This is a genomic window from Pseudomonas sp. SMV7, assembly GCF_052041995.1.
Lineage (GTDB): Bacteria > Pseudomonadota > Gammaproteobacteria > Pseudomonadales > Pseudomonadaceae > Aquipseudomonas.
In genome coordinates, this window is sequence record NZ_JBKGGT010000002.1 from 1 (window position 1) to 21,475 (window position 21,475).

Consider the following 21,475-nt stretch of genomic DNA (forward strand, 5'->3'; position numbering starts at 1 on the left):
GCTGACGCCTGGCACACCGCTGGCCAACGGCACGGTAGTCAATGCCGTAGCCCAGGATCCTGTTGGCAATACCAGCGGACCGACCAGCGTCACCGTAGATGCTATTGCCCCGGCTGCGCCGGTCATCAACCCGAGCAACGGCGCTGTAATCAGCGGGACCGCTGAAGCCGGAGCCAAGGTGATTCTCACCGACGGCGGCGGCAACCCGATTGGCGAGACCACCGCCGATGGCAGTGGCAACTGGTCGTTCACGCCCGGCACGCCACTGGCCAACGCTACGGTAGTCAATGCCGTGGCCCAGGACCCTGCCGGCAACAGCAGCGGGCCGGCCAGTGTCACCGTTGATGCTATCGCCCCGGCTGCGCCGGTCATCAACCCGAGCAACGGCGCCGTGATCAGCGGTACCGCTGAAGCCGGGGCCAAGGTGATCCTCACCGACGGTGGTGGCAACCCGGTCGGCGAAACGACCGCCGACGGCAGCGGCAACTGGTCGTTCACGCCTGGCACGCCGCTGGCCAACGGCACGGTAGTCAATGCCGTGGCCCAGGACCCCGCCGGTAATACCAGCGGCCCGGCCAGCACCACGGTCGACTCGGTGGCACCGTCGGCGCCGCTGCTGAGCATCAGTGTCGATGGTGCACTGCTGACCGGTACCGCCGAACCGAACAGCCAGGTACGCATCGTGATCGACGGCGACACCGCCAACCCGATCACGCTCAATGCCGACGGCAGTGGCAACTTCAGCTTGCCGTTCGCGCCACCGTTGATCGCCGGCGAGCTGATCGCGGTGGTCGCCGTGGATGCCGCTGGCAACCTCAGCGGCCCGGCGACGATCAACGCGCCGGATCTGGCGCCGCCGACCATCAGCCTGCCGGAGGCTGCCGATACCTGGCTCAACGCGGCCGAGATCAGCGACGGTATCCAGGTCGATGTAGCGATCCGCCCGACCATGCAGGCTGGCCAGGTGATCACCGTCGCGTTCGCCGGGCAGAACGGCTACGAAACGCAGGTTACCCATACGCTTACCGCCGGCGACATCCTGGCCGGCAGCATTAGCGTGACCCTGCTGCCTGGCGGTGGCATGGGGCCGTTCCCGGAAGGGGCATCGACCGTCACCGCCGATATCGATGGCGGAACCACGTCGACCCCGGTGCCGTTCACCGTCGACACCATTCCACCAGCGACTCCGGTGCTGTCGCTGGTGGGCAGCATCCTGACCATCTCCACCGACCCAGGTACCGAGCTGACAGTCCTCGTTGACGTTGGCGGGGTTACTGCCACTGCCACGCTGACCGCCGACAACAGCGGGCTGGCCTCGTTGAACCTGCTCACCGACCTGGATATCGACCTGACCCTGGACCAGTTGCTGAATGCCCAGGTGTCGGTGACCGGCCAGGACCCGGCCGGCAACCCGAGCAACGTGGCAACCCTCGGTATCGGCAGCAGCATCGAACAGCCAGTGACCGTTGGTAATTTTGGCGTCGACGTCAGCCTCAACCCGCTCACCCCGCGGTTCGGCTTCAGCGGCACTACCGAGCCGGACTCCAGCGTGGTGATCCGTGTCATCACGCCAGCGCTGAATGTCGAGCTGCTGCCGATCCAGGCGGACAGCGGCGGCAACTTCTCGCTGAACCTGCTGAGCCCGACTGTGCTGACCCAGTTGGGGCTGAACATCACCGATATCCTCAACCTCGGGTCGCAGATCTCGTTCAACGTCGTCGCCACCGACACCAACGGCAACGACAGCTCGGCCTACGGCATCACGCTGGCGCCCAACGGGCTGTCGCTCAACATCGGCCAGATCGACGTCAACGGTACCGCTGGGGACGATGTCATGTCCGGGGCCAATGGCAGTTCGGAACACATCAACGCAGGCGATGGCAGCGACCTGATCTTCAACGTAGGCAGCGGCGACCAGGTCGTGGCCGGTGACGGCAACGACGCCATCCAGATCACCGCGACCAACTTCACTGCCATTGATGGTGGCGCGGGCTTCGATACCCTGATCCTGGCCGATGGCATCGACCTCGACTACAACGCCGTAGGCGTCGGCACGCTCACCAACATCGAGCGCATCGATCTCGGCAGGGGCGATTCGGGAAGCGTACTGACCCTGACCGCGGCAGAGGTCGACGCCATCACCGACAGCAACAATGTCCTGCAGGTCACTGGGGAGAGCAACGACACCCTCAACGTGGTGGGGGCGGTGAATACCGGAACCACCCAGGAGGTCAACGGCATCACCTACGATGTCTACAGCTTTGGCAGCAGTACCCTGCTGATCGAGGACAATACGGTACAGGTCGTGGTCTGATGCCTGGGGTGTCTGTGCTCACGCGAAGGCACCGTGGCCAGGCAGCCCTGTGGCTCCTGTGCCTCGGCGTGCCGTTGTCTGCCCTGGCCATGCCGATTGACCAGGCGGTGAGGGCGGGGTTGGCGATTCACCCCGAGGTGCGTTCGGCAATGGCCGAAGCAGATCGTGCCGGCACCGAGGTGGAGATTGCCAAGGGCGGCTACTACCCCACCGTCGCGATGTCCGGAGGGCCGCAGGAGTTCGACGTCGGTGAGGTCGTCTATGACCTCACCGTATCGCAGATGCTGTATGACTGGGGACGGGTGACGAGCAAGGTCGACAGCGCCAGCGCAACCCAGCGCAAGTTGTCCGAGGCGGTGCTGGTGGCGCGCGATGATGCGGCGCTGGATATCGTTGAGACCTACCTCGACGTACTGGCCTCGGAGCGTCGGGTGGAGACGGTGCGCCAGCATATCCAGCGCCTTGACGGCATCCGCGAGATGACCCAGGCACGGGGCAGCGACGGTTACGCCGATCGCAGTGAACTGGACCGCGCCAACCTCGAACTGGCGCGTGCCCAGGAGCAGCTGTCGCTGGAGAAGGGCAACCTGCAGGACGCGCGCAACCAATACGCGATCCTGGTCGGCCAGGACCCTTCGGAACTGGTCGAGCCCGAGCCGATGTCGCTGCAACGCTACCTGGCCAGCAGCGATGTGGCGCGGGTGATCCGCGAGTCGCCATTGCAGCGCAAGGCGGTGGAGGACGCCAACGTTGCCGAGGCGCAAGTGCGCGAGGCCAAGGCCTCGTTGCTACCGCAATTGAACCTGGAGGCCTCCGCGTTGCGCCGCGAGATCGGCGGTCGCCCGGAAAGCGACTCGGTAATGTCGCTGCGCTTTCGCATGGACACCTTCCAGGGGCTGTCCAACTTCCGCCGGCCGACCGCCGCACAGCAGCGGCTGGAGTCGGCACGCTGGACCGCCGATGCGATGCAGCGCGACATCCGCCGGCAATTGCAGACGCTGTTCGACAACGGTGACACGCTGCGTTGGCGGGAACAATCGCTGAGCCAGCAGGTGACGGAAGCGGAACAGGTCGGCGAGTTGTACCGCGAGCAGTTCGAAGTCGGCCGGCGCGACGTGATCGACTTGCTCAACGTCCAGCGCGAGCGTTTCGAAGCCGAGCGGCAATTGATCAGCCTGCACATCGAGCGCAAGCGTATCGAGTACCGCGCAGCCGCCCAGGTCGGACTGCTGGGTGCACTACTGGAGAATCGGTTGAATCATGGAAGTTGAACAAGCTCCGGATAATGTCGTCACCCTGAACCAAGATGACCCGCTGCGCCAGGGCCTGCTGCTGCTGTGCCGGCAACTGGAGCGGCCACTGAGTGATGCCGAGCTGGTGGACGGCCTGGCCCTGGAGCATGGGCGTCTGCCACTGCGCCTGGTTGCCCGCGCGTTGCGCCGCGCCGACATCACGGCCCGGGTCGCCGAGCTGCCGTTGCGGCAGATGGATGCCTACCTGCTGCCGGCGCTGCTGTTGCTCGGCGATGGTCGCTGCCTGCTGCTGGTGGGTGTCGAAGGCGACCAGTACGAGGTGCTGGTGCCGCAGAGCGACGGCGGCCGTGAATGTGTGGCGCTGCCCGCGCTGGAGGCGCTTTATAGCGGCACGGCGGTGTTCGCCAAATGCCGCTACCGCTCGGACGGGCGCGTCGGCGACTACGCAAGCAGCCTGCCCGAGCATTGGTTCTTCGGGCCGCTCAAGCGGCTTTGGCGCTCCTATGCGGAAGTCACGTTAACGGCCCTGGTAGCCAATACCCTGGCCGTCGCCTCGGCGCTGTTCGCCATGCAGGTGTACGACCGCGTAGTGCCTAATGCGGCTTTCGATACCTTGTGGATACTCGCCAGCGGCGTAGCCTTGGCGATCGTCATCGACGGTGTACTGCGGATCCTTCGCGGGCACTTGCTGAACGTGCTCGGCAAGCGCCTCGACCTGCAGCTGTCGAGCCTGCTGTTCGCGCGCGTGCTGAGCACCCGGATCGCTGCCAAACCGGCGTCGCTGGGGGCGTTCAGCACTCAGGTACGGGAGTTCGAGTCGGTCCGCGAGTTCTTCACGTCGTCCAGTGCTGCACTGATCAGCGACTTGCCGTTCGTGGCGATCTTCCTGTTGCTCATCGCCGTGATCGGCGGCCATGTGGTGTGGGTGCCGCTGGTGGCTTGCGTGTTGATGGTCCTGCCCGGGCTGCTGACCCAACGCCTGCTGGGGCACCTGTCGCGGCAGAACCTGCGCGAAGGGGCAATGAAGAACAGTGTACTGCTCGAAGCCTTCGAGCACCTGGAGACAGTCAAGGCCACGCGTGCCGAAGGCCGCTGCCGGCAACAGTGGGAGACGCTTACCGGGGAGCTGGCGGGTAACGCGATGAAGACCCACGTCCTGGCCTCGACGCTCAGCTACTCGGCGAGCATCGTCCAGCAACTGTGCTATGTCGGGGTGGTCGTGTTCGGCGTGTACCGGATCGCCGACGGGGCGATGACCGTCGGTGCCCTGGTGGCCTGTTCGATCCTGGCTTCGCGGGCCATCGCACCGCTGTCCCAGGCTGCCGCCATCCTTGGCCGCTGGCAGCACACCAAGGTGGCGCTGGAGGGCCTCGATCAACTCATGTCGGCGGAGCAGGAGCGTCCCGCCGGCAAGCGTTTCGTGCACCGCGAGCGGCTGTACGGTCATTACCGTCTGGAGGCGCTGCGCCTGGCCCATGGCGACGGCCCACCCGTGGTCGATGTACAGGCGTTGAACATCCAGGCCGGCGAGCGAGTGGCACTGCTAGGCGGTAACGGCGCCGGCAAGTCGACCCTGCTGCGGCTGCTCAGCGGCTTGCTCGATGCGCAATCCGGCCGCTTGCTGCTGGACGACATCGCCCTCAGTCAGCTCGACCCGGCCGACCGCCAGCGTGGCATCGGCTACTTGCCGCAGGACGTGGCGCTGTTCCACGGTAGCCTGCGCGAGAACCTCAACCTGGCGAACGCCGCACTGGGCGACGACGAGTTGCTTGGAGCCCTCGATGGCGTGGGGCTGGGCACTTTCGTACGTAGCCACCCGCTGGGCCTGGACATGCCGATCCAGGGCAACGCCAGCCTGTCCGGCGGCCAGCGCCAGGCGGTGGGGCTGGCGCGGGTGCTGCTGCAGGACCCGCCGATCCTGCTGCTCGACGAGCCGACCGCCGCCTTCGACCAGAACAGCGAAAAGCGGGTAATCGACTATCTGCAGAACTGGTTGGGCCGGCGGACGCTGATCCTCACCACCCACAAGAAGAGCGTGCTGGCGCTGGTCGACCGCGCCGTGGTACTGCGCAACGGCCAGGTGATCATGGACGGCCCGCTGAGCCAGGTGGTGCAGGGTAACCAGGTGCAGGCGCCGCAAGTTGCCGAAGGAGCTGGCCATGGCAGTTGAAAAGCGCGCCGCAAAGCTGCGCGAGCAATTGGCCGATCCTCTGCTGGCGACGACTCACCCGGTCTACCGCCCGCTGCTCTACACCCTGCTCGGCAGCGTCGTGCTGTTCGTCGCCTGGGCCTTCTGGGCGGAGCTCGACGAAGTGACCCGCGGTGACGGGCGGGTGGTGCCGTTCAGTCGCATCCAGAAAATCCAGAGCCTGGAAGGGGGGATTCTCGATCGCCTGCTGGTGCAGGAAGGCGACCTGGTGGAGGTCGGCCAGCCATTGCTGCGCCTCGACGAGACGCGCTTTCTTACCAACTTCCAGGAATCGGCGAACCAGGCCAGCGTACTGCGCGCGGCCATCGCCCGGCTGGATGCCGAGGTACTGGGCAAGGCCGCCATCGAGTTCCCGCCGGACGTCGATCCGCACGGGCCGCTTGCACGCTCCGAGCGTGAGCTGTTCAAGTCGCGGCGGGACAAGCTGGTCGAAGGCAGCCAGGCGATCCAGAGGCAGATCAGCCTGGCGCAAAGCCAGCTCGACCTGGTCCGCCCCCTGGTCGCCAGGCGCGCCGTCAGCCAGATGGAGGCGCTGCGGTTGAGCCAGGATATCGCTACCCTCAATGGCAAGCTGAGCGAACTGAAGAGCAGCTATTTCCAGGATGCCTACACCGAGCGCTCACAGCGCAAGGCCGACCTCAGTGCCCTGGAACCGATCGTCCAGCAGCGCCAGGACCAGCTGCGCCGTACCGGGATCGTTTCGCCAGTGCGTGGGCGGGTCAACACCATACTGATCAACACCCGCGGCGGGGTGATCCAGCCCGGCGAGGCAATCATGGAAGTGATCCCGGTGGAGGACCGCCTGCTGGTAGAGGCGAAGATCAAGCCGCGCGACGTGGCATTCCTGGTGCCGGGCATGCCGGCGAAGGTGAAGATCACTGCCTACGACTTCAGCATCTATGGCGACCTCAAGGGCACCCTGGAGCAGATCAGCGCCGACACCATCGAGGAAGACACGCCGCACGGCAAGGAGTCGTATTACCAGGTTCTGATCCGTACGGACGGTAGTCAGCTCAAGCGCGGCGAGGAGGTGCTGCCCATCATTCCCGGCATGGTGGCAGAGGTGGATATCCTCAGCGGCAAGCGCAGCGTACTCAACTACCTGTTGCGCCCGCTGATCAAGGCCCGTCTGTACTGAGCGCGGCAGCACAGCGAGGCGTCCGCGGCCATTCACCCTGGCTCGGGTATTGATCTACAGTTCAGGGACGACTTTTTCGCGTAAGGAAACAGATATGGTGAAGGGTCGATGGTCGCTGGTGGCTGTGGTTACCTCGATCGCCTTGGCTGTGGGGCCATCGCTTTCCCTGGCCGACCCGAATAACGGTAAAGGGCAGGGGCATGGCAAGAACCCGCACAGCCAGGGGCAGCACGGCCAAGGCCAGGGGCACGCGGGTGGTAGTGGTGGTGGCGGCCATGGCAATCCTTCGGTTGACCGTGGTTACGTGCTCGATGTCCTCGCCGGGCACCGCAGCTACTGGAGTGCAGGGCCGGCTCTGCCGCCGGGTATCCAGAAGAACCTGGCCCGGGGCAAACCGCTGCCGCCGGGTATCGCCAAGAAGCTCGATGGTCGGCTGCTGGGGCAGCTGCCTCATTACGACGGCTATGAGTGGATGCAGGCGGGTGTGGACCTGATCCTGGTGGCAGTCGCCACAGGGATCATCTACGAAGTGCTGAACGGCGCGCTTGATTGAACCGGGCAAACCGCTCCTGCACGTGCAATCACGGCCAGGGGTAGCGGTTGCTGCCCGCCGGGAACCGCTTCTCTACTTTGGTTGGTTGGTATCGGCTTGCGCCCCCCGTTAGAATGCCGCGTATTCCTCACAGGCAATTGCAAATGGCTACCTTTCGTATCTTTCTCGCCGCTGTGCTGGGGGCCAGCCTCGCTGGCTGCGCCAGTCCCGGTAAACCGACTGCCAGCAAACTGACCGACAAATCGCCCCAGCAGTATGCCGCCTGCGTACTGCCCAAGTGGCAAGCGCTGGCGCCACAGGCCACGCAGAAATCCATCGCTCACGGCTACCGGCTGACGGCACCCAGCGCGGTGGCGTCCGACGATGTGCTCGACGTGGTCGATTATCGCCAGGGCAGCCGCGCGACCTTCTACAAGGGCAGCTTCCTGTCAGGCGACAAGTTGCGCCAGGCCGCGAAAGAATGCCTCGAATGAGTTCAGTAGCCCGAGCCGCTTGAGCCGCCCATGCTGGGTAGGCGGGCCTTGCGTTGGGCGTTGCTCCACTCGGCGCAGGTCATGAACGCGGTGTGGTCCACCTAGCCGCTGCCATCGAAGCTGACGCTGTAGGGCTGGCGGTTGCCGGCCTGGCTGAGCAGGTAGTCGAAACACGTGCCAGGTACCGCCGTGCGCTCGGTCTCGGCATCAGGTTTGCCGCCGATCTGTACGACCTGGTCTTTGCTCATGCCGTTGTCGACTTTCGCCACCAGTGGCTGGTCGCGGTACTGCGCCGAGTTCGAGGCGCATGCAGAAAGCGCTGTCAGCGCCAGGATCATGACCGGAAAGGGTTTGCTCATGGCAGTGCTCCGCTGGAAAGCCACCGGATCGAGGCAGTCGCCTGCGCCGGATGGCGGCGATCACCCTACATCAAAGCGCTTGTTCATCTGCTCGCAGTGCAACTGCGCATCCGTCCTGCTTGGATAACTGGGCTTGAGCCGTTCCTTGGCCTGGTTGTCGTAGATGTCGAAGCCCCCGCAAACGGTAGCGGCGTAATAGCGGCCACCCAGGTGGAACGACTCCTTTTCGATCGGTACAGCCGGAACGATAACGAATCTTGGTTGCATGTTTCGTGCCTCCCCAGGCAGACACCTAAGTATTAGTCTGGCCATGGGCAACCATCAAGGTGACTCATGAATAAAACAGCAAGGCGCGAAGCGCAGCGCGGCAGCCGCGCTGTCATGAAATGAAAACCCGCTGTCGTCCGATGCGAAGCACCCCGCACGCCAAGGGCATACAGTCCAATCACCCAGAACTGACGCCTGGCGTCCAGATCGATGATTGGAGAGACAAGCATGTCCAAAGTCGTACGTTTCCATCAGACCGGTGGCCCCGAGGTGTTGCGCTACGAGGACGCCGAGGTCGGCGAACCCGGCCCGGGGCAGGTGCGCTTGCGCCAGGTGGCGGTTGGCCTGAACTACGCCGACACCTATTTCCGCAACGGCACCTATCCGATCCCGCTGCCCAACGGCATCGGCGTGGAAGCTGCCGGCGTGGTAGAGGCCCTGGGCCAGGGCGTGACCGAGGTGGCGGTCGGTGACCGGGTCACCTACACCGGCTTTCTCAATACCCTGGGCGCCTATTGCACCGAACGCCTGATTCCGGCTGCCGCATTGATCAAGCTGCCGGACACCATCGCCTTCGAAACGGCCGCGGCCATGACCATGCGTGGGCTGACCAGCGCCTACCTGCTGCGGCGGCTGCATGACTTCAAGCCTGGTGACAGCCTGCTGTTGCATGCTGCCGCGGGCGGCGTCGGCCTGATCGTCGCGCAGTGGGCGCGGTTGCTCGGGCTGCACGTGATCGGCACCGTGTCCAGCGAGGCCAAGGCCGAAGTGGCCCGCGCGCATGGTTGCAGCCATGTCATCAACTACAGCGTCGAGGACGTGGCCACGCGCGTGCGTGAGCTGACCGACGGGGCAGGGGTCAACGTGGTGTTCGACAGCGTGGGCAAGAGCACCTTCATGGGCTCGCTCGATTCACTCAAGCGCCGTGGCCTGATGGTCTGCGTCGGCACCGCCTCGGGCACGATCCCGCCGTTCGACCCGCAGCTGCTTGCGGTCAAGGGGTCGCTGCAACTCACGCGCCCGGCATTGGCCGACTTCATCGCCGACCCGGCGGAAAAGGCCGACCTGGCCGGCGAACTGTTCGACCACGTCAGCAGCGGACGCATCCGTATCGAAATCAACCAGCACTACGCGTTGCAGGACGCTGTCCAGGCCCACCGTGACCTGGAAGCGCGCAAGACTACCGGCTCGTCGATCTTCGTTATCTGAAGAGGGCAACAACATGCACATCGAACAACTGACCTGCGCGATCGGTGCCGAGGTAGGCGGGGTCAACCTGGCCGACGCGATTCACGACGACGACCTGTTTGCCGAGCTGCGTGCGCAGTTGCTCCGCCACCGTGTGCTGTTCCTGCGCGACCAGCACTTCAGCCGCGCCGAACACGTCGCCTTTGCCCGCCGCTTCGGCGACCTGGAAGACCACCCGGTGGCCGGCAGCGACCCGGAGCATCCGGGCCTGGTGCAGATCTACAAGCGCCCGGACCAGCCCAACGACCGTTATGAAAACGCCTGGCATACCGACGCCACCTGGCGCGAAGCACCGCCCATGGGCTGCGTGCTGCGCTGCATCGAATGCCCGCCGGTGGGCGGTGACACGATGTGGGCGAACATGGTACTGGCGTATGAAAACCTGCCGAACGATGTGAAGGCCAGGATCGAAGGCCTGCGCGCCCGTCATAGCATCGAGGCCAGCTTTGGTGCCGCCATGCCGCTGGAAAAGCGCCTGGCGCTGAAGGCGCAGTTCCCTGATGCCGAACACCCGGTGGTGCGCACGCACCCGGAAACGGGCGAACAGGTGCTGTTCGTCAATGCCTTCACCACCCATTTCAGCAATTACCACACCCCGCAGCGGGTGCGCTTCGGCCAGGACGCCAACCCCGGCGCTGGCGAGCTGCTGCGCTACCTGATCAGCCAGGCCTACCTGCCCGAGTACCAGGTGCGCTGGCGCTGGAAGCCCAACAGCGTGGCGATCTGGGACAACCGCAGCACCCAGCACTACGCCGTCATGGACTACCCGCCGTGCCATCGCAGGATGGAGCGCGCCGGGATCAAGGGCAGCCCGACGTTCTAGGCCGGCCGCCACGGTCGGCGGCAACCGCACAATAACAATAGCGAGGACTACAGCATGCAATTCTTCGACGATTCGTTGCACCCGGAAAACATGGAAAAGGTGGTGATCACCGTGGCGCCCTATGGCCCGGAGTGGATGCCCGAAGACTTCCCGGAAGATATCCCGCTGACCATGGACGAGCAGGTGCAGAAGGCCGTCGACTGCTACGAAGCAGGCGCCACCGTGTTGCACCTGCACGTGCGTGAACTGGACGGCAAAGGCTCCAAGCGCCTGTCCAAGTTCAACGAGCTGATTGCCGGGGTGCGCGAAGCGGTGCCGGACATGATCATCCAGGTGGGCGGGTCGATCTCTTTCGCCCCGGAAAGCGAGGGTGAGGCGGCCAAGTGGCTGTCGGACGACACCCGGCACATGCTCGCCGAGCTGACGCCCCGCCCCGACCAGGTGACCGTGGCCATCAACACCACGCAGATGAACATCATGGAGCTGCTGTACCCGGAATACCTGCAAGGCACCTCGCTGGCCAGCCCGGCGATCCATGCCGCCTACAGCGAGATGACCGTGCCGGCCGGCCCGGCCTGGGTGCGCGAACACCTGCGCCGCCTGCAGGCCAGCAACATCCAGCCGCATTTCCAGCTGACCGGCATGCATGCCCTGGAAACACTCGAGCGCATCGTCCGCCGCGGTGACTACATGGGCCCGCTGAACCTGACCTGGATCGGCATTGGTGGCGGCTTCGACGGCCCCAATCCGTTCAACTTCTTCAACTTCATCCACCGTGCGCCGGACGGTTGCACCCTGACCGCCGAGTCGCTGCTGAAGAACGTGCTGCCGTTCAACACCATGGCCCTGGCCATGGGCCTGCACCCGCGCTGTGGCAACGAAGACACCATCATCGACCAGCAGGGCAAGCGCTTCACCTCGGTGCAGCAGATCCAGCAGACCGTGCGCGTGGCCCATGAGCTCGGCCGGGAGATTGCCACGGGCAAGGAAGCCCGCGCCATCTACCGCATCGGCCAGCAGTACGACAGCATCGAGCAGACCCTCAAGGCCAACGGCATGGCGCCGAATCGCCAGCCGGGGGTGAAGGGCGTGCCGCAGCGCGGCTGATGCAGGTACGGCAGGGCCTGGCCTCTTCGCGGGCCTGCCCGCTGCCACAGGTGCGGCACTGGCCCAAAGGTCGCCGCTGTCCCTGTGGGAATGGGCGAGCCCGCGAAGAGGCCCGCAAAAGCAACCTGAATGTTGGCTGTAACCCATAACAACAAGAACAACCTCACGCCCCACACCCAAGGAGGCAACATGGCCACCTACCTCGCCAGTGCCGAAAATCCTGGCACCGACACTGCCCACAGCGTCCCCCGGCGCTATGCCTGGGTGGTCTTCGCCCTGACCTTCGGCCTGTTGATTTCCGACTACATGTCGCGCCAGGTGCTCAATGCGGTATTCCCGCTGCTCAAGGGCGAATGGGCGCTGAGCGACAGCCAGCTCGGCCTGCTCAGTGGCATCGTCGCGCTGATGGTCGGCCTGCTGACCTTCCCGCTGTCGCTGCTGGCCGACCGCTTTGGCCGGGTACGCAGCCTGGTGCTGATGGCAGCGCTGTGGAGCCTGACCACCCTCGGCTGCGGCCTGGCACAGAGCTACCCGCAAATGTTCATCGCCCGTTTTCTGGTCGGGGTGGGCGAGGCCGCCTATGGCAGCGTCGGCATCGCCGTGGTGGTCGCCGTGTTCCCCCGGGACATGCGCGCGACCCTGGCCGGCGCGTTCATGGCCGGCGGCATGTTCGGCTCGGTACTGGGCATGGCCCTGGGCGGTGTGCTGGCCCAGCACCTGGGTTGGCGCTGGGCATTCGCCGGTATGGCGTTGTTCGGCCTGGTGCTGGCAGCGCTGTACCCGCTGATCGTGAAGGAAGCGCGCATTGCGCCCAGCTGCGCGCAGCCAGCGCTGGACAAGGCCAGCCGACCATTGCGCAGCTTGTACAACAGTCGTTCGGTGATCGCCGCCTATGTCGGCAGCGGCCTGCAGCTGTTTGTCGGCGGCACTGTGATCGTGTGGATGCCCAGCTACCTGAACCGCTATTACGCCATGGGCACCGATCGCGCCGGGGCAGTTGCCGCTGTCATCGTGCTGTGCAGCGGCATCGGCATGATCCTCTGCGCAATGCTCTGCGACCGCTTCGGGCGGCAGCGCCCCGATCGCAAGATCAGCCTGGCCATCGGCTATTGCCTGGGCAGTTGCACGCTGCTTTCGCTTGCGTTTGCGCTACCCGCCGGCACCGCGCAACTGGTGCTGATCGGCCTGGGCATGATGATTGCCGCCGGCACCAACGGCCCGTCCAGCGCCATGGTCGCCAACCTCACCCACGCCGCGGTGCACGGCACCGCGTTCGCCACCCTGACCCTGGCCAACAACCTGCTGGGCCTGGCCACCGGGCCGTTGATCACCGGGCGCGTTTCCGACCTGATCGGCTTGCAGGCCGCCTTCCAGCTGGTGCCGCTGATGAGCATCGGTGCAGCGCTGGTGTTTTTCCTTGCCAAACGGCATTACCAACCTGACATGGAGCGTCTGCATACGCCGGCCAGCATTGCTGTCGGCGCACCCCGGGAGTCGAAACCGTGAAACAGCTATTGTCGGTCGAGGTGCTCTTCGATTTTGTCTGCCCCTGGTGCCTGATCGGCCAGCGGCACCTGCAGGCGGCCCTGTTGCTGTTGCGTCGCGAACGGCCGCAGGTGCAAGTGCAGCTGCAATGGCGAGGGGTGCAGTTGTTACCTGGCTTGCCGGCCAGCGGCCTGCCGTTCCACAGCTTCTACCTGCAGCGCCTGGGCAGCGAGGAGGCAGTGCGCGAGCGCCAGGCGCAGGTGCGTGCCGCCGCCTGTGTGGTCGGCGAGGACATCGATTTCTCGCGGATCCGCCGCATGCCCAACACCGGCAACGCCCACCGTCTGCTGCAACGGGCTGCCGGGCTGCTCGAAGCAGCGCAGCTGGAAGCCTTGCTGGCGCAGCTGTTCATTGCCTATTTCCACCAGGGGCGCGACCTGGGGGACAGCCGTGTCCTGCTCGACATCGCCCAGCGCTGCGGGCTGGACGCCGTGCAGGTGGCCGACTGCCTGCGTGACGATGGCAGCCCGTTCCTCGATGGTGCAGGGCGCGCCGGCAGCGCCGTGCCGCGTTACCGCTTCAACCAGGGGCCGCTGATTGCTGGCGCGCAGCCTGCCGAGGTGCTGTTCGCCGCCATGCGCGAAGCGCTGAGGGAGGTTGCAGGGGCATGAGCCGGCGAATTGCATTGGCACCTGGGCAGCTTCCGCCGCGTAACGGTCGGGTGCTGCTGGCCTGCGAAGGGCGCAGCGTGGCGTTGTTCAACGTTGCCGACACGCTCTATGCCATTGACGACAGCTGCCCGCACCAGGGCGCGTCGTTGTGCGGCGGGCGGCTTGAAGGCCGCGTCATCCAGTGTTGCGCGCATGGCCTGCGGTTTGACCTGGCCAGCGGCTACCTGGTCAATTCCAAGACCTTGAAGGTTGCCAGCTACCCGGTCGAGCAGCGGGGCAGGCAGGTCTACATCGTGATCGACAGTGAGGAAGCGGGGCAATGAACACACGGGTACTGAGCGCTACCCATCAGCGTATCCGCAGCCTTGCCCCGGGCGTGGTGGTCAGCCTGATCGTCGGCGCGGCCGCCAGTTTCCTCAGTGAGCATTACGCGGCGCCGGTCATGCTGTTTGCCCTGCTGCTGGGAATGGCGCTGAACGTTCTCGCGGTTGACGGCCCCTGCAAGGCCGGTATCGAGTTCACCGCTCGCACGGTACTGCGTCTGGGGGTGGCGCTGCTTGGCATGCGTATCACCCTGGAGCAGATCGCCAGCCTGGGCTGGAAGCCCGTGGCCCTGGTCGTGACGCTGGTGGTGGTGACGATCCTGGTCTCGGTGGTGGTGGCCAAGGCGCTGGGGTTCTCACGGCTGTTCGGCATGCTCACCGGCGGTGCCACGGCCATTTGCGGTGCCTCGGCGGCGCTGGCGCTGGCCGCCGCCTTGCCTCAGCACCCGCGCAAGGAGCACGCAACCTTGTTCACCGTGATCGGTGTGTCGGCGCTGTCGACCCTGGCGATGATCCTCTACCCGATGATCGCCCAGTGGCTGCATCTGTCGCCAGCGCAGGCTGGGGTCTTCCTCGGGGCAACCATCCACGACGTGGCGCAGGTGGTGGGGGCGGGCTACAGCCTGTCCACCGAGAGCGGTGACATTGCCACCGTGGTCAAGCTGATGCGCGTGGCGATGCTGTTGCCGGTCATTGTCTGCGCGGCCATGGTCACCCACCGCCAGGGCCTGGAAGCCGGCGGGCAACGGCCGCCCTTGCTGCCCTGGTTCGCACTCGGCTTCCTGCTTCTGGCCTGCGTCAACAGCACAGGGTGGGTACCGGCGCCGGTGCAGGTCGGCATCAATGAGCTGTCGCGCGGCTGCCTGGTGGTGGCGATCAGTGCCCTGGGCATGAAGACCCAGCTCAAGGCGCTGGCCTCGGTCGGCCTCAAGCCGATTGCACTGATGGTCGGGGAGAGCGTGTTTCTGGTGCTGCTGGTGCTGACGCTGATGCACTGGGGCCTGCAAGCTTCCGCCTGACGCCGTGCCTACAATTGATCGTGTCGGGCCCGCCAGCTGGCCGGCGGCATGCCGAACTGGGCGATGAACCAGCGGGTGAATGAGCTGGGCATGGAATAGCCGAGCATGTCGGCAATGCGCCCCAGCGAATAACCAGGGTTTTCCAGGTAGCGCATCACCAGGTCGCGGCGCACGCTGTTGATCAGGTCCTTGAAGGTCAGGCCGTTTTCCTCGAGACGCCGCTGCAGGGTACGCACGTTCATGCCCTGCGTCTGGGCCACCTGCTCGATCGTCGCGCGGCCCATGGGCAGCAGCAGGTAGATGGTCTTGCGCAGCTCCAGCTCCAGCGACGGGGTGCCGCCGGCCGGCAGGCTGTCCAGGTAACGCTGTGCCAGGCGGGCCATGGCTTCGTTGGCCTGGGGGCTGGCGCTGTCGAGGTCGGCGGCGGGGCAGACAATGCCGTTGAATTCACTGCCGAACACCAGCGTGCAACCGAAAATACGCCGGTGAGTTGCCAGGTCGGCCGGGGCCGCGTGGGTGAAATTGGCGCTGATCGGGTGCCAATGGGCACCCAGCAGGGCCGCACACAGGCGCATCATCACGCCGATGGCCAGTTCGGTGGCCTGGCGGCTGCAGGGTGCGCGCTCGTTGATCACTTCTTCCCGAATGACCACTGTCTTGCCGGCTTCCTCGATATGAATGGCCAGGGCGTCATTGAGCAGGTGTCGGTATTGCACGATCACCTGCAGGGCATCGCGCAGGGTGCGCTGGTGGCTGAGCAGCAGGCTGATTTCGCCGAAATCCGACAGTTGCCGCAATTCGGCCATGCGCAGGCCGAAGCTTTCGCAGTGGCTGGCACTGGCCGAGGCTTCCAGCAAGGCGATGACGCTGGCAACCGGGATCCGCCGGTTGGGGTCATCAAGCAACGCGGCACTGAGGCCGACCTGCGCCAGTAACGCATGCGGGTTCAGGCCCAGGTGGCGGGACACTTCGAGGTAGTTGGTCAAACTGGCGGCACGGACGAGGGCAGGCATTCTTGTTGTTTTCCATGTTGGGTATGCCGACATGCGTTCTGTGTCTTATAGCCTGCGTGTCATGAATTGAAAAGCAAAGCCCCGCCAAGCCCGTTGTCATCAAATGAAAAGCCTCTGACGCGCAATGTGAAGCACCCCGGGGGCCCGCTGTTTACTGTGAACCTCAAGAGCTGCATGCCGATACGAGGTTCAACGTGGAAAAACTGCAAACCACTGCCACCGTGTTGATTGTTCCTGGCCTGCGCGAGCATGTCGCCGGGCACTGGCAGACCCTGCTCGCCAACCGCCTGGCCAAGGTTCGCAGCGTACCGCCGCTGCAGGTTGACCGGCTGAGCTGCACGGCCCGGGTCGAGGCGATCCAGCGTGAACTGGAACAGATCGAGGGTGAGGTGCTGTTGGTGGCGCACAGCGCCGGGGTATTGATGGTCGCCCACTGGGCCGCGCGCTATCAGCGGGCAGTCAAAGGGGCGCTGCTGGCAGCGCCACCGGACCTCGGCGCCCCCTGGCCGGCGCACTACCCAAGCCCGGCCAGCCTGGTCGAGCACGGCTGGGCGCCTGTGCCGGACGCACCGCTGCCATTCCCGAGCATCGTCGCTGCCAGCAGCAACGACCACCTGGCCAGCTACGCCGCGGCTGGCGACCTGGCCCGCCGCTGGGGCAGCGAACTGCTCAGCCTGGGTGCCGTTGGCCACCTCAACCCGGCTTCCGGCTTTGGTCACTGGCCACTGGCCGAAGCCCTGGTCCGCCGTCTGGATAACCCGAACCTGCAATAGCGCATGGACGCCCCAGCCACGCCCGCAAAAGACGGGCTGCGTAAAAAACAATAACAATACGTGGAGCCATCGTAATGCCAGAACACCGCATTCACCGTGCTGTGAATCCACAGCGCTGCCTGCTCGCCTGCGCCATCAGTCTGCTCTCGCTGCCTGCCGCCCAGGCGTTCGAAGTCGACACCGGCAACGAAAACTGGGCCGTGCGTTTCGACAACACCGTCAAGTACAACTATGGCGTGCGCACCGAAAGCGCCGACCGGCGCCTGCTGGGCACGCCCAACAGCAACGACGGTGACTACAACTTCCGCAAGGCCGGCACCAACATCACCAACCGCGTCGACTTGTTGACCGAGCTGGACGTGGTCTACCAAGGCAATACCGGTTTCCGGGTCAGCACTGCCAGCTGGTATGACAAGGCCTACGACAACGCCGGGTCGAACAGCAACCCGTTCGTCAACGGCAACGGTGGCCAGTCCGGTATCAACCCCAGCCTCAATGGGTTGCCCGGTACCGGCGTGCCGCTGGGCAGCCCGCACCTGAGCAATTACGCCCAGCGTTACTACAGCGGCCCGTCCGGTGAAGTGCTGGATGCCTTCGTATTCTTCAGCCGTGAAGTCGGCGAGGCTTCTCAGGTCAGCGCCAAGCTCGGCCAGCACAACCTGTTCTGGGGGGAAACCCTGCTCAACCCGGTGCACTCGCTGAGCTACGGCCAGTCCGGCCTGGACCTGGCCAAGCTGGCCGCCTCGCCGGGCACCGAGGCCAAGGAACTGTTCGTGCCGCGCAACCAGCTGTCGACCGCGTTCCTGGTCAACCCCGAACTGACGCTGGGTGCCCAGTACTTCTTCGACTGGGACGCCGCCCGCCTGCCCGAGGCCGGCACTTATTACGGCGGCTCGGACGTGGTCGGCGAAGGCGCGCAGAGCTTCCTGCTCGGCCACACCGGCACCCCGGGGCTGATCCCGGTGCGTGGCGCGCTGACCAGCATCCGCCGTGGCCATGACCTGAAGCCTGGCAAGAGCGGCGACTGGGGCATCATGGCCAAGTGGTCGCCCGAGTGGCTGGGCGGCACCCTCGGTTTCTACTACCGCAAGACTTCCGAGATCCTCCCGCAGGCCTGGCTCGATGCACGCGGCATGACCGTCGCCAACGGCCCGTTCGGCAACCCGCCGGGCAGCCGCCAGGGCGCGGTCGGCAACCTGTACAACTCGCTGCAAGGCACCACTTACCAGTTCGCCTATTCCGACGATATCGACATCTACGGCCTGAGCCTGTCCAAGGATGTCGGCGGTATCAGTGTCGGCAGCGACCTGAACATCCGCCACCACATGCCACTGGCGAGCATCCCGGCAATCGTCAGCGCCCCCGGCCAGGCTGGCCTGGGCGGCGGCTTTGGCCTGCTGCCGGCACGCCTGCCCAGCAGTGGCGTGATCTACGACGTACCCAAGGATGGCGACAGCCTGAGCGCCACCGGCGACACCTTGCACTGGACCCTGAACGGCCTGATGACCCTTGGCGACACGCCGCTGTTCGACTCGGCAACCCTGCTTGGCGAGCTGTTCTACAGCAACCTGCTCAAGCTCGATAGCCACAACGCGGCGTTGTACAAGGGCAAGAGCAGCTACCGCGGCATCGACAAGGCCACCCGCGACAACTGGGGCATCGCGGTCAACTTCACCCCCACCTGGTACCAGGTGCTGCCGGGCATGGACCTGAGCATGCCGCTATCGGTCAACGTCGGCCTCGACGGCGTGTCGCCGGTGCAGGGTGGTGGTGCCGAGAACACTGGCAACTACGCGGTGGGCGTGAGCGCCGCGATCTACAACCAGTACTTCGTCGACCTCAAGTACGTCGACAGCTTCGGTGAGACCAAAGCCTGCAAGGATGGCCAGACCGATGGCAGCACCCCCAACGCCCTGGATGGCGAACAGGATTACACCTGCTACGGCGGCGGCTACGCCTCCTTCTCCGGTAGCGGGGCCACCACCGAGGACCGTGGCGCCCTGTATCTCACTGTCAAGACGACCTTCTGAGTCCTCTTTCCCAGAGCCTGCACAGGAAGAAAACCATCATGAATTTCGTACGTACCCTGCTGGCCTCGTGCCTGTCCCTGGCCGCGCTGAACGCTGCCCAGGCCGCTGTTTCCAATGACCAGGCCGCGCGCCTGGGCACCAGCCTGACCGCCATTGGCGCGGAGAAGGGCGGCAATGCCGATGGCTCCATCCCGGCCTACCAGGGCGGCCTGCTGACGCCACCGGCGGGTTACCAGAACGGTGCCAGCATGCGTCCTGACCCGTTCGCCAGCGACAAGCCAGTGCTGGTCATCGATGGCAAGAACGCCGAGCAATACAAAGACCAGTTGACCGCCACCACCCTCGAGCTGCTCAAGCGCTACCCCAGCTACCGTGTCGATGTCTACCCGACCCACCGCAGCGTGGCGCTGCCCCAGGCGGTTCTCGACAACACCCGCAAGAACGCCACCGGCGCCAACAGCAAGGAGGGTGGCACGGCAGTGGACAACGTGCTGCCGGGCATCCCGTTCCCGATTCCGCAGAACGGTGCCGAGGCCATGTGGAACTTCCTGCTGCGCTACCAGGGCGTGAGCATGACCGCCAAGTACGACTCGTGGAACGTCGATGCAGCCGGCAAGCCCTCGCTCTCGACCACCGGCCAGGCCAATATCAGCTACCCGATCTACGAGGACATGGCCAGGCCGATCGGCGCCAAGGACACCTATTACCAGATGAAGCTGGTGTACACCGGGCCCGCCCGCCGCGCCGGCGAAGCGATGATGCTGCGCGATGCGGCCAACCCGCTGGTGCAGCCGCGCAGTGCCTGGCAGTACCTGCCTGGCCAGCGCCGGGTCAAGCTGGCGCCGAACCTGGCCTATGACACGCCCAACCCGGGCACCTCGGGCTCGGGGACCTACGATGATGTGTTCGTCTTCAACGGTGCGCTGGACCGCTACGACTGGACCCTGGTCGGCAAGCAGGAAATGTACGTGCCGTACAACACCTACCAGCTGACCTACAACACCGACGTCAAGCAGGTGATCACGCCCAACCACCTGGCGCCGCAGTTCGTGCGTTGGGAGAAGCACCGGGTATGGGTGGTGGAAGGCAAGCTCAAGGACGGCGCGCGCCACATCTACCATAAACGCCGCTTCTACCTTGACGAAGACAGCTGGATCGCCCTGGCTTCGGACCAGTACGACGCCCGTGGCCAGCTGTATCGCGGCTCGTTCGCCTTCCTCACCCAGAGCTACGACAAACAGACCCCGGACGCCACGCCGTTCATGATCTACGACCTGATCGGCGGCACCTACAACCTCAACGGCGTGGTCGGTGCCTACGGCGGCATCCGCTACATCGAGCCACTGTCGAAAACCCAGTGGTCACCCGAGTCGCTGGCCGGCAACGGCATTCGCTGAACCTACCGAGCAGAGGTGGCAATGTCTGTCTTCAAACGATGCAGCGTGGTGCTGCTGGCCCTGGCCACGCTGCAAGGCGCAGTGCAGGCGGCGCCCTTCACCGACGTGCTGGACCTGCCTGCGATGCCCACTGCGCTGGCGGCCAGCAGCGCCTTGCGCGATGTCGCCCTGGCCGGGCAACGCCTGGTGGCGGTGGGCCCGCGTGGGCACATCGTGTACTCCGACGACCACGGCGCGCACTGGCAGCAAGCCCAGGTGCCGGTCAGTGCCGACCTGAACGCCGTGAGCTTCGCCGGCGCCGAACTGGGCTGGGCGGTCGGCCATGACGGTGTGGTGCTGCACAGCCGCGATGGTGGTGTGCACTGGCACAAGCAACTGGATGGTCGGCTGCTGGCCGAACGGCTGCCGGGTACGAGCAGCGACAACACCTTGCTCGATGTGTGGTTCAGCGATGCGCGCAACGGCTACGCGGTGGGCCTGTTCAACCTGTTGTTGCACACCACGGATGGCGGCGAGCACTGGCAACCCTGGCTCGACCACAGCGACAACCCGCAAGGCCTGCACCTGACCAGCCTGGCTGCCATCGGTGAAGCGCTGTACATCACCGGCGAGCAGGGCCTGCTGCTCAAGCGCGATGGCGAGCGCTTCATCCGTGTCGCAACACCTTATGCCGGCACGTTGTTTGGCGCGGTGGGCAAGCCCGGCTTGCTGCTGGTGTACGGCCTGCGTGGGCACGTCTACCGCAGCACTGACGGCGGCCAGCAATGGCAGCCGGTACGCACCGGTATCAATACCAGCTTCAGCGCTGCCGGGGTCGACCGTGACGGGACGCTGTGGCTGGCCAGCCAGGCTGGCGACCTGCTGTTCAGCCGGAATGATGGCGCCAGTTTCAGCCCCGTGGCGCAAAGCGCCCGGGGCCCGGTGACCGCGCTCGCTACCGACACCGGCAACGGCCTGGTGCTGGTGGGTGAGCGGGGCGTGCGCAACCAGGCCGGTAACCCCACGCCGTACCCATAACAA

The 21,475-nt window shown here is 65.3% G+C and carries 19 protein-coding genes and 1 pseudogene; 17 read left to right on the top strand and 3 right to left on the bottom strand.

The annotated features are described in order from the left end of the window. The 6 genes from ACLEJP_RS02925 to ACLEJP_RS02950 form a co-directional block, all read left to right on the top strand. Window positions 1–2,314 (top strand): Ig-like domain-containing protein (locus ACLEJP_RS02925; RefSeq protein WP_440804443.1); only part of this gene is annotated, 2,314 nt, incomplete at its 5' end. Further along, on the top strand, window positions 2,314–3,585 hold the full coding sequence (locus tag ACLEJP_RS02930) for a TolC family protein (RefSeq protein WP_440804444.1): 1,272 nt from the start codon (window positions 2,314–2,316) through the stop codon (window positions 3,583–3,585). The genes ACLEJP_RS02925 and ACLEJP_RS02930, both read left to right, overlap by 1 nt. Beyond that, window positions 3,575–5,737, top strand: coding sequence for a type I secretion system permease/ATPase (locus tag ACLEJP_RS02935; RefSeq protein ID WP_440804445.1), 2,163 nt, complete (start codon window positions 3,575–3,577; stop codon window positions 5,735–5,737). Before ACLEJP_RS02930 ends, ACLEJP_RS02935 begins: the two co-directional genes overlap by 11 nt. Beyond that, window positions 5,727–6,914, top strand: a complete 1,188-nt coding sequence (locus tag ACLEJP_RS02940; protein ID WP_440804446.1) for an HlyD family efflux transporter periplasmic adaptor subunit — start codon at window positions 5,727–5,729, stop codon at window positions 6,912–6,914. The genes ACLEJP_RS02935 and ACLEJP_RS02940 overlap by 11 nt, the downstream gene beginning before the upstream one ends. 94 nt (window positions 6,915–7,008) lie before the next feature. Beyond that, on the top strand, window positions 7,009–7,467 hold the full coding sequence (locus ACLEJP_RS02945) for an anti-virulence regulator CigR family protein (protein ID WP_440804447.1): 459 nt from the start codon (window positions 7,009–7,011) through the stop codon (window positions 7,465–7,467). A 113-nt stretch (window positions 7,468–7,580) separates the two neighbouring features. Next, window positions 7,581–7,940: a hypothetical protein gene (locus tag ACLEJP_RS02950; protein WP_289135703.1), complete on the top strand. Its 360-nt coding sequence runs from the start codon at window positions 7,581–7,583 to the stop codon at window positions 7,938–7,940. Window positions 7,941–7,942: 2 nt separating this feature from the next. Here the strand turns inward: ACLEJP_RS02950 and osmE are convergent. Further along, a pseudogene (osmE, locus tag ACLEJP_RS02955) lies at window positions 7,943–8,299 on the bottom strand (osmotically-inducible lipoprotein OsmE). A 60-nt stretch (window positions 8,300–8,359) separates the two neighbouring features. Then, window positions 8,360–8,566 (bottom strand): hypothetical protein, encoded by a 207-nt coding sequence (locus tag ACLEJP_RS02960; protein WP_225777986.1) that lies wholly within the window; start codon window positions 8,564–8,566, stop codon window positions 8,360–8,362. Between the two features lie 228 nt (window positions 8,567–8,794). Between ACLEJP_RS02960 and ACLEJP_RS02965 the strand changes: the two genes are divergently transcribed. The 7 genes from ACLEJP_RS02965 to ACLEJP_RS02995 all read left to right on the top strand — a co-directional run bounded on the left by ACLEJP_RS02965 (window position 8,795) and on the right by ACLEJP_RS02995 (window position 15,242). Beyond that, entirely contained in the window at window positions 8,795–9,775 is a 981-nt protein-coding gene (locus tag ACLEJP_RS02965) for a quinone oxidoreductase family protein (protein ID WP_440804449.1), read from the top strand. 13 nt (window positions 9,776–9,788) lie between these two features. After that, complete coding sequence (locus ACLEJP_RS02970; protein ID WP_440804451.1) at window positions 9,789–10,637, top strand: TauD/TfdA dioxygenase family protein; 849 nt, start codon at window positions 9,789–9,791, stop codon at window positions 10,635–10,637. 54 nt (window positions 10,638–10,691) lie between these two features. Beyond that, on the top strand, window positions 10,692–11,744 hold the full coding sequence (locus ACLEJP_RS02975; RefSeq protein ID WP_289135694.1) for a 3-keto-5-aminohexanoate cleavage protein: 1,053 nt from the start codon (window positions 10,692–10,694) through the stop codon (window positions 11,742–11,744). Window positions 11,745–11,933: 189 nt separating this feature from the next. Then, the gene (locus ACLEJP_RS02980) at window positions 11,934–13,250 is read left to right on the top strand and encodes an MFS transporter (protein WP_440804452.1); all 1,317 of its coding nucleotides are present in this window, start codon (window positions 11,934–11,936) and stop codon (window positions 13,248–13,250) included. After that, window positions 13,247–13,900 (top strand): DsbA family protein, encoded by a 654-nt coding sequence (locus tag ACLEJP_RS02985; protein ID WP_440804453.1) that lies wholly within the window; start codon window positions 13,247–13,249, stop codon window positions 13,898–13,900. Before ACLEJP_RS02980 ends, ACLEJP_RS02985 begins: the two co-directional genes overlap by 4 nt. Further along, entirely contained in the window at window positions 13,897–14,223 is a 327-nt protein-coding gene (locus tag ACLEJP_RS02990) for a Rieske (2Fe-2S) protein (RefSeq protein ID WP_440804455.1), read from the top strand. Before ACLEJP_RS02985 ends, ACLEJP_RS02990 begins: the two co-directional genes overlap by 4 nt. Beyond that, a complete protein-coding gene (locus ACLEJP_RS02995) occupies window positions 14,220–15,242 on the top strand; it encodes a YeiH family protein (RefSeq protein ID WP_440804456.1) in 1,023 nt (340 codons plus the stop codon). The genes ACLEJP_RS02990 and ACLEJP_RS02995 overlap by 4 nt, the downstream gene beginning before the upstream one ends. An 8-nt stretch (window positions 15,243–15,250) precedes the next feature. On the opposite strand, the gene ACLEJP_RS03000 is transcribed toward ACLEJP_RS02995, so the two are convergent. Continuing rightward, window positions 15,251–16,255: an AraC family transcriptional regulator gene (locus tag ACLEJP_RS03000; protein ID WP_440804457.1), complete on the bottom strand. Its 1,005-nt coding sequence runs from the start codon at window positions 16,253–16,255 to the stop codon at window positions 15,251–15,253. A gap of 194 nt (window positions 16,256–16,449) precedes the next feature. On the opposite strand from ACLEJP_RS03000, the gene ACLEJP_RS03005 reads away from it, so the two are divergent. From ACLEJP_RS03005 to ACLEJP_RS03020, 4 genes are all read left to right on the top strand, one after another. After that, the gene (locus tag ACLEJP_RS03005; RefSeq protein ID WP_440804459.1) at window positions 16,450–17,028 is read left to right on the top strand and encodes an RBBP9/YdeN family alpha/beta hydrolase; all 579 of its coding nucleotides are present in this window, start codon (window positions 16,450–16,452) and stop codon (window positions 17,026–17,028) included. A 74-nt stretch (window positions 17,029–17,102) separates the two neighbouring features. After that, window positions 17,103–19,058 carry a DUF1302 domain-containing protein gene (locus ACLEJP_RS03010; RefSeq protein ID WP_440804461.1) on the top strand — a complete coding sequence of 652 codons (1,956 nt, stop codon included), beginning with the start codon at window positions 17,103–17,105 and terminating at the stop codon, window positions 19,056–19,058. A gap of 38 nt (window positions 19,059–19,096) precedes the next feature. Next, window positions 19,097–20,455, top strand: coding sequence for a DUF1329 domain-containing protein (locus ACLEJP_RS03015; RefSeq protein WP_440804462.1), 1,359 nt, complete (start codon window positions 19,097–19,099; stop codon window positions 20,453–20,455). A gap of 21 nt (window positions 20,456–20,476) precedes the next feature. Further along, window positions 20,477–21,472, top strand: a complete 996-nt coding sequence (locus tag ACLEJP_RS03020; protein WP_440804464.1) for a YCF48-related protein — start codon at window positions 20,477–20,479, stop codon at window positions 21,470–21,472. The last annotated feature ends 3 nt before the right edge of the window (window positions 21,473–21,475 follow it).

Coding starts and splice junctions, on each gene's coding strand:
- ACLEJP_RS02990 (WP_440804455.1), top strand. CDS start 13,897: ATGAGCCGGCGAATTGCATTGGCACCTGGGCAGCTTCCGCCGCGTAAC.
- ACLEJP_RS02965 (WP_440804449.1), top strand. CDS start 8,795: ATGTCCAAAGTCGTACGTTTCCATCAGACCGGTGGCCCCGAGGTGTTG.
- ACLEJP_RS02935 (WP_440804445.1), top strand. CDS start 3,575: ATGGAAGTTGAACAAGCTCCGGATAATGTCGTCACCCTGAACCAAGAT.
- ACLEJP_RS02970 (WP_440804451.1), top strand. CDS start 9,789: ATGCACATCGAACAACTGACCTGCGCGATCGGTGCCGAGGTAGGCGGG.
- ACLEJP_RS02960 (WP_225777986.1), bottom strand. CDS start 8,566: ATGCAACCAAGATTCGTTATCGTTCCGGCTGTACCGATCGAAAAGGAG.
- ACLEJP_RS03000 (WP_440804457.1), bottom strand. CDS start 16,255: ATGCCTGCCCTCGTCCGTGCCGCCAGTTTGACCAACTACCTCGAAGTG.
- ACLEJP_RS02995 (WP_440804456.1), top strand. CDS start 14,220: ATGAACACACGGGTACTGAGCGCTACCCATCAGCGTATCCGCAGCCTT.
- ACLEJP_RS02950 (WP_289135703.1), top strand. CDS start 7,581: ATGCCGCGTATTCCTCACAGGCAATTGCAAATGGCTACCTTTCGTATC.
- ACLEJP_RS02980 (WP_440804452.1), top strand. CDS start 11,934: ATGGCCACCTACCTCGCCAGTGCCGAAAATCCTGGCACCGACACTGCC.
- ACLEJP_RS02945 (WP_440804447.1), top strand. CDS start 7,009: ATGGTGAAGGGTCGATGGTCGCTGGTGGCTGTGGTTACCTCGATCGCC.
- ACLEJP_RS02975 (WP_289135694.1), top strand. CDS start 10,692: ATGCAATTCTTCGACGATTCGTTGCACCCGGAAAACATGGAAAAGGTG.
- ACLEJP_RS03015 (WP_440804462.1), top strand. CDS start 19,097: ATGAATTTCGTACGTACCCTGCTGGCCTCGTGCCTGTCCCTGGCCGCG.
- ACLEJP_RS03010 (WP_440804461.1), top strand. CDS start 17,103: ATGCCAGAACACCGCATTCACCGTGCTGTGAATCCACAGCGCTGCCTG.
- ACLEJP_RS03020 (WP_440804464.1), top strand. CDS start 20,477: ATGTCTGTCTTCAAACGATGCAGCGTGGTGCTGCTGGCCCTGGCCACG.
- ACLEJP_RS02930 (WP_440804444.1), top strand. CDS start 2,314: ATGCCTGGGGTGTCTGTGCTCACGCGAAGGCACCGTGGCCAGGCAGCC.
- ACLEJP_RS02940 (WP_440804446.1), top strand. CDS start 5,727: ATGGCAGTTGAAAAGCGCGCCGCAAAGCTGCGCGAGCAATTGGCCGAT.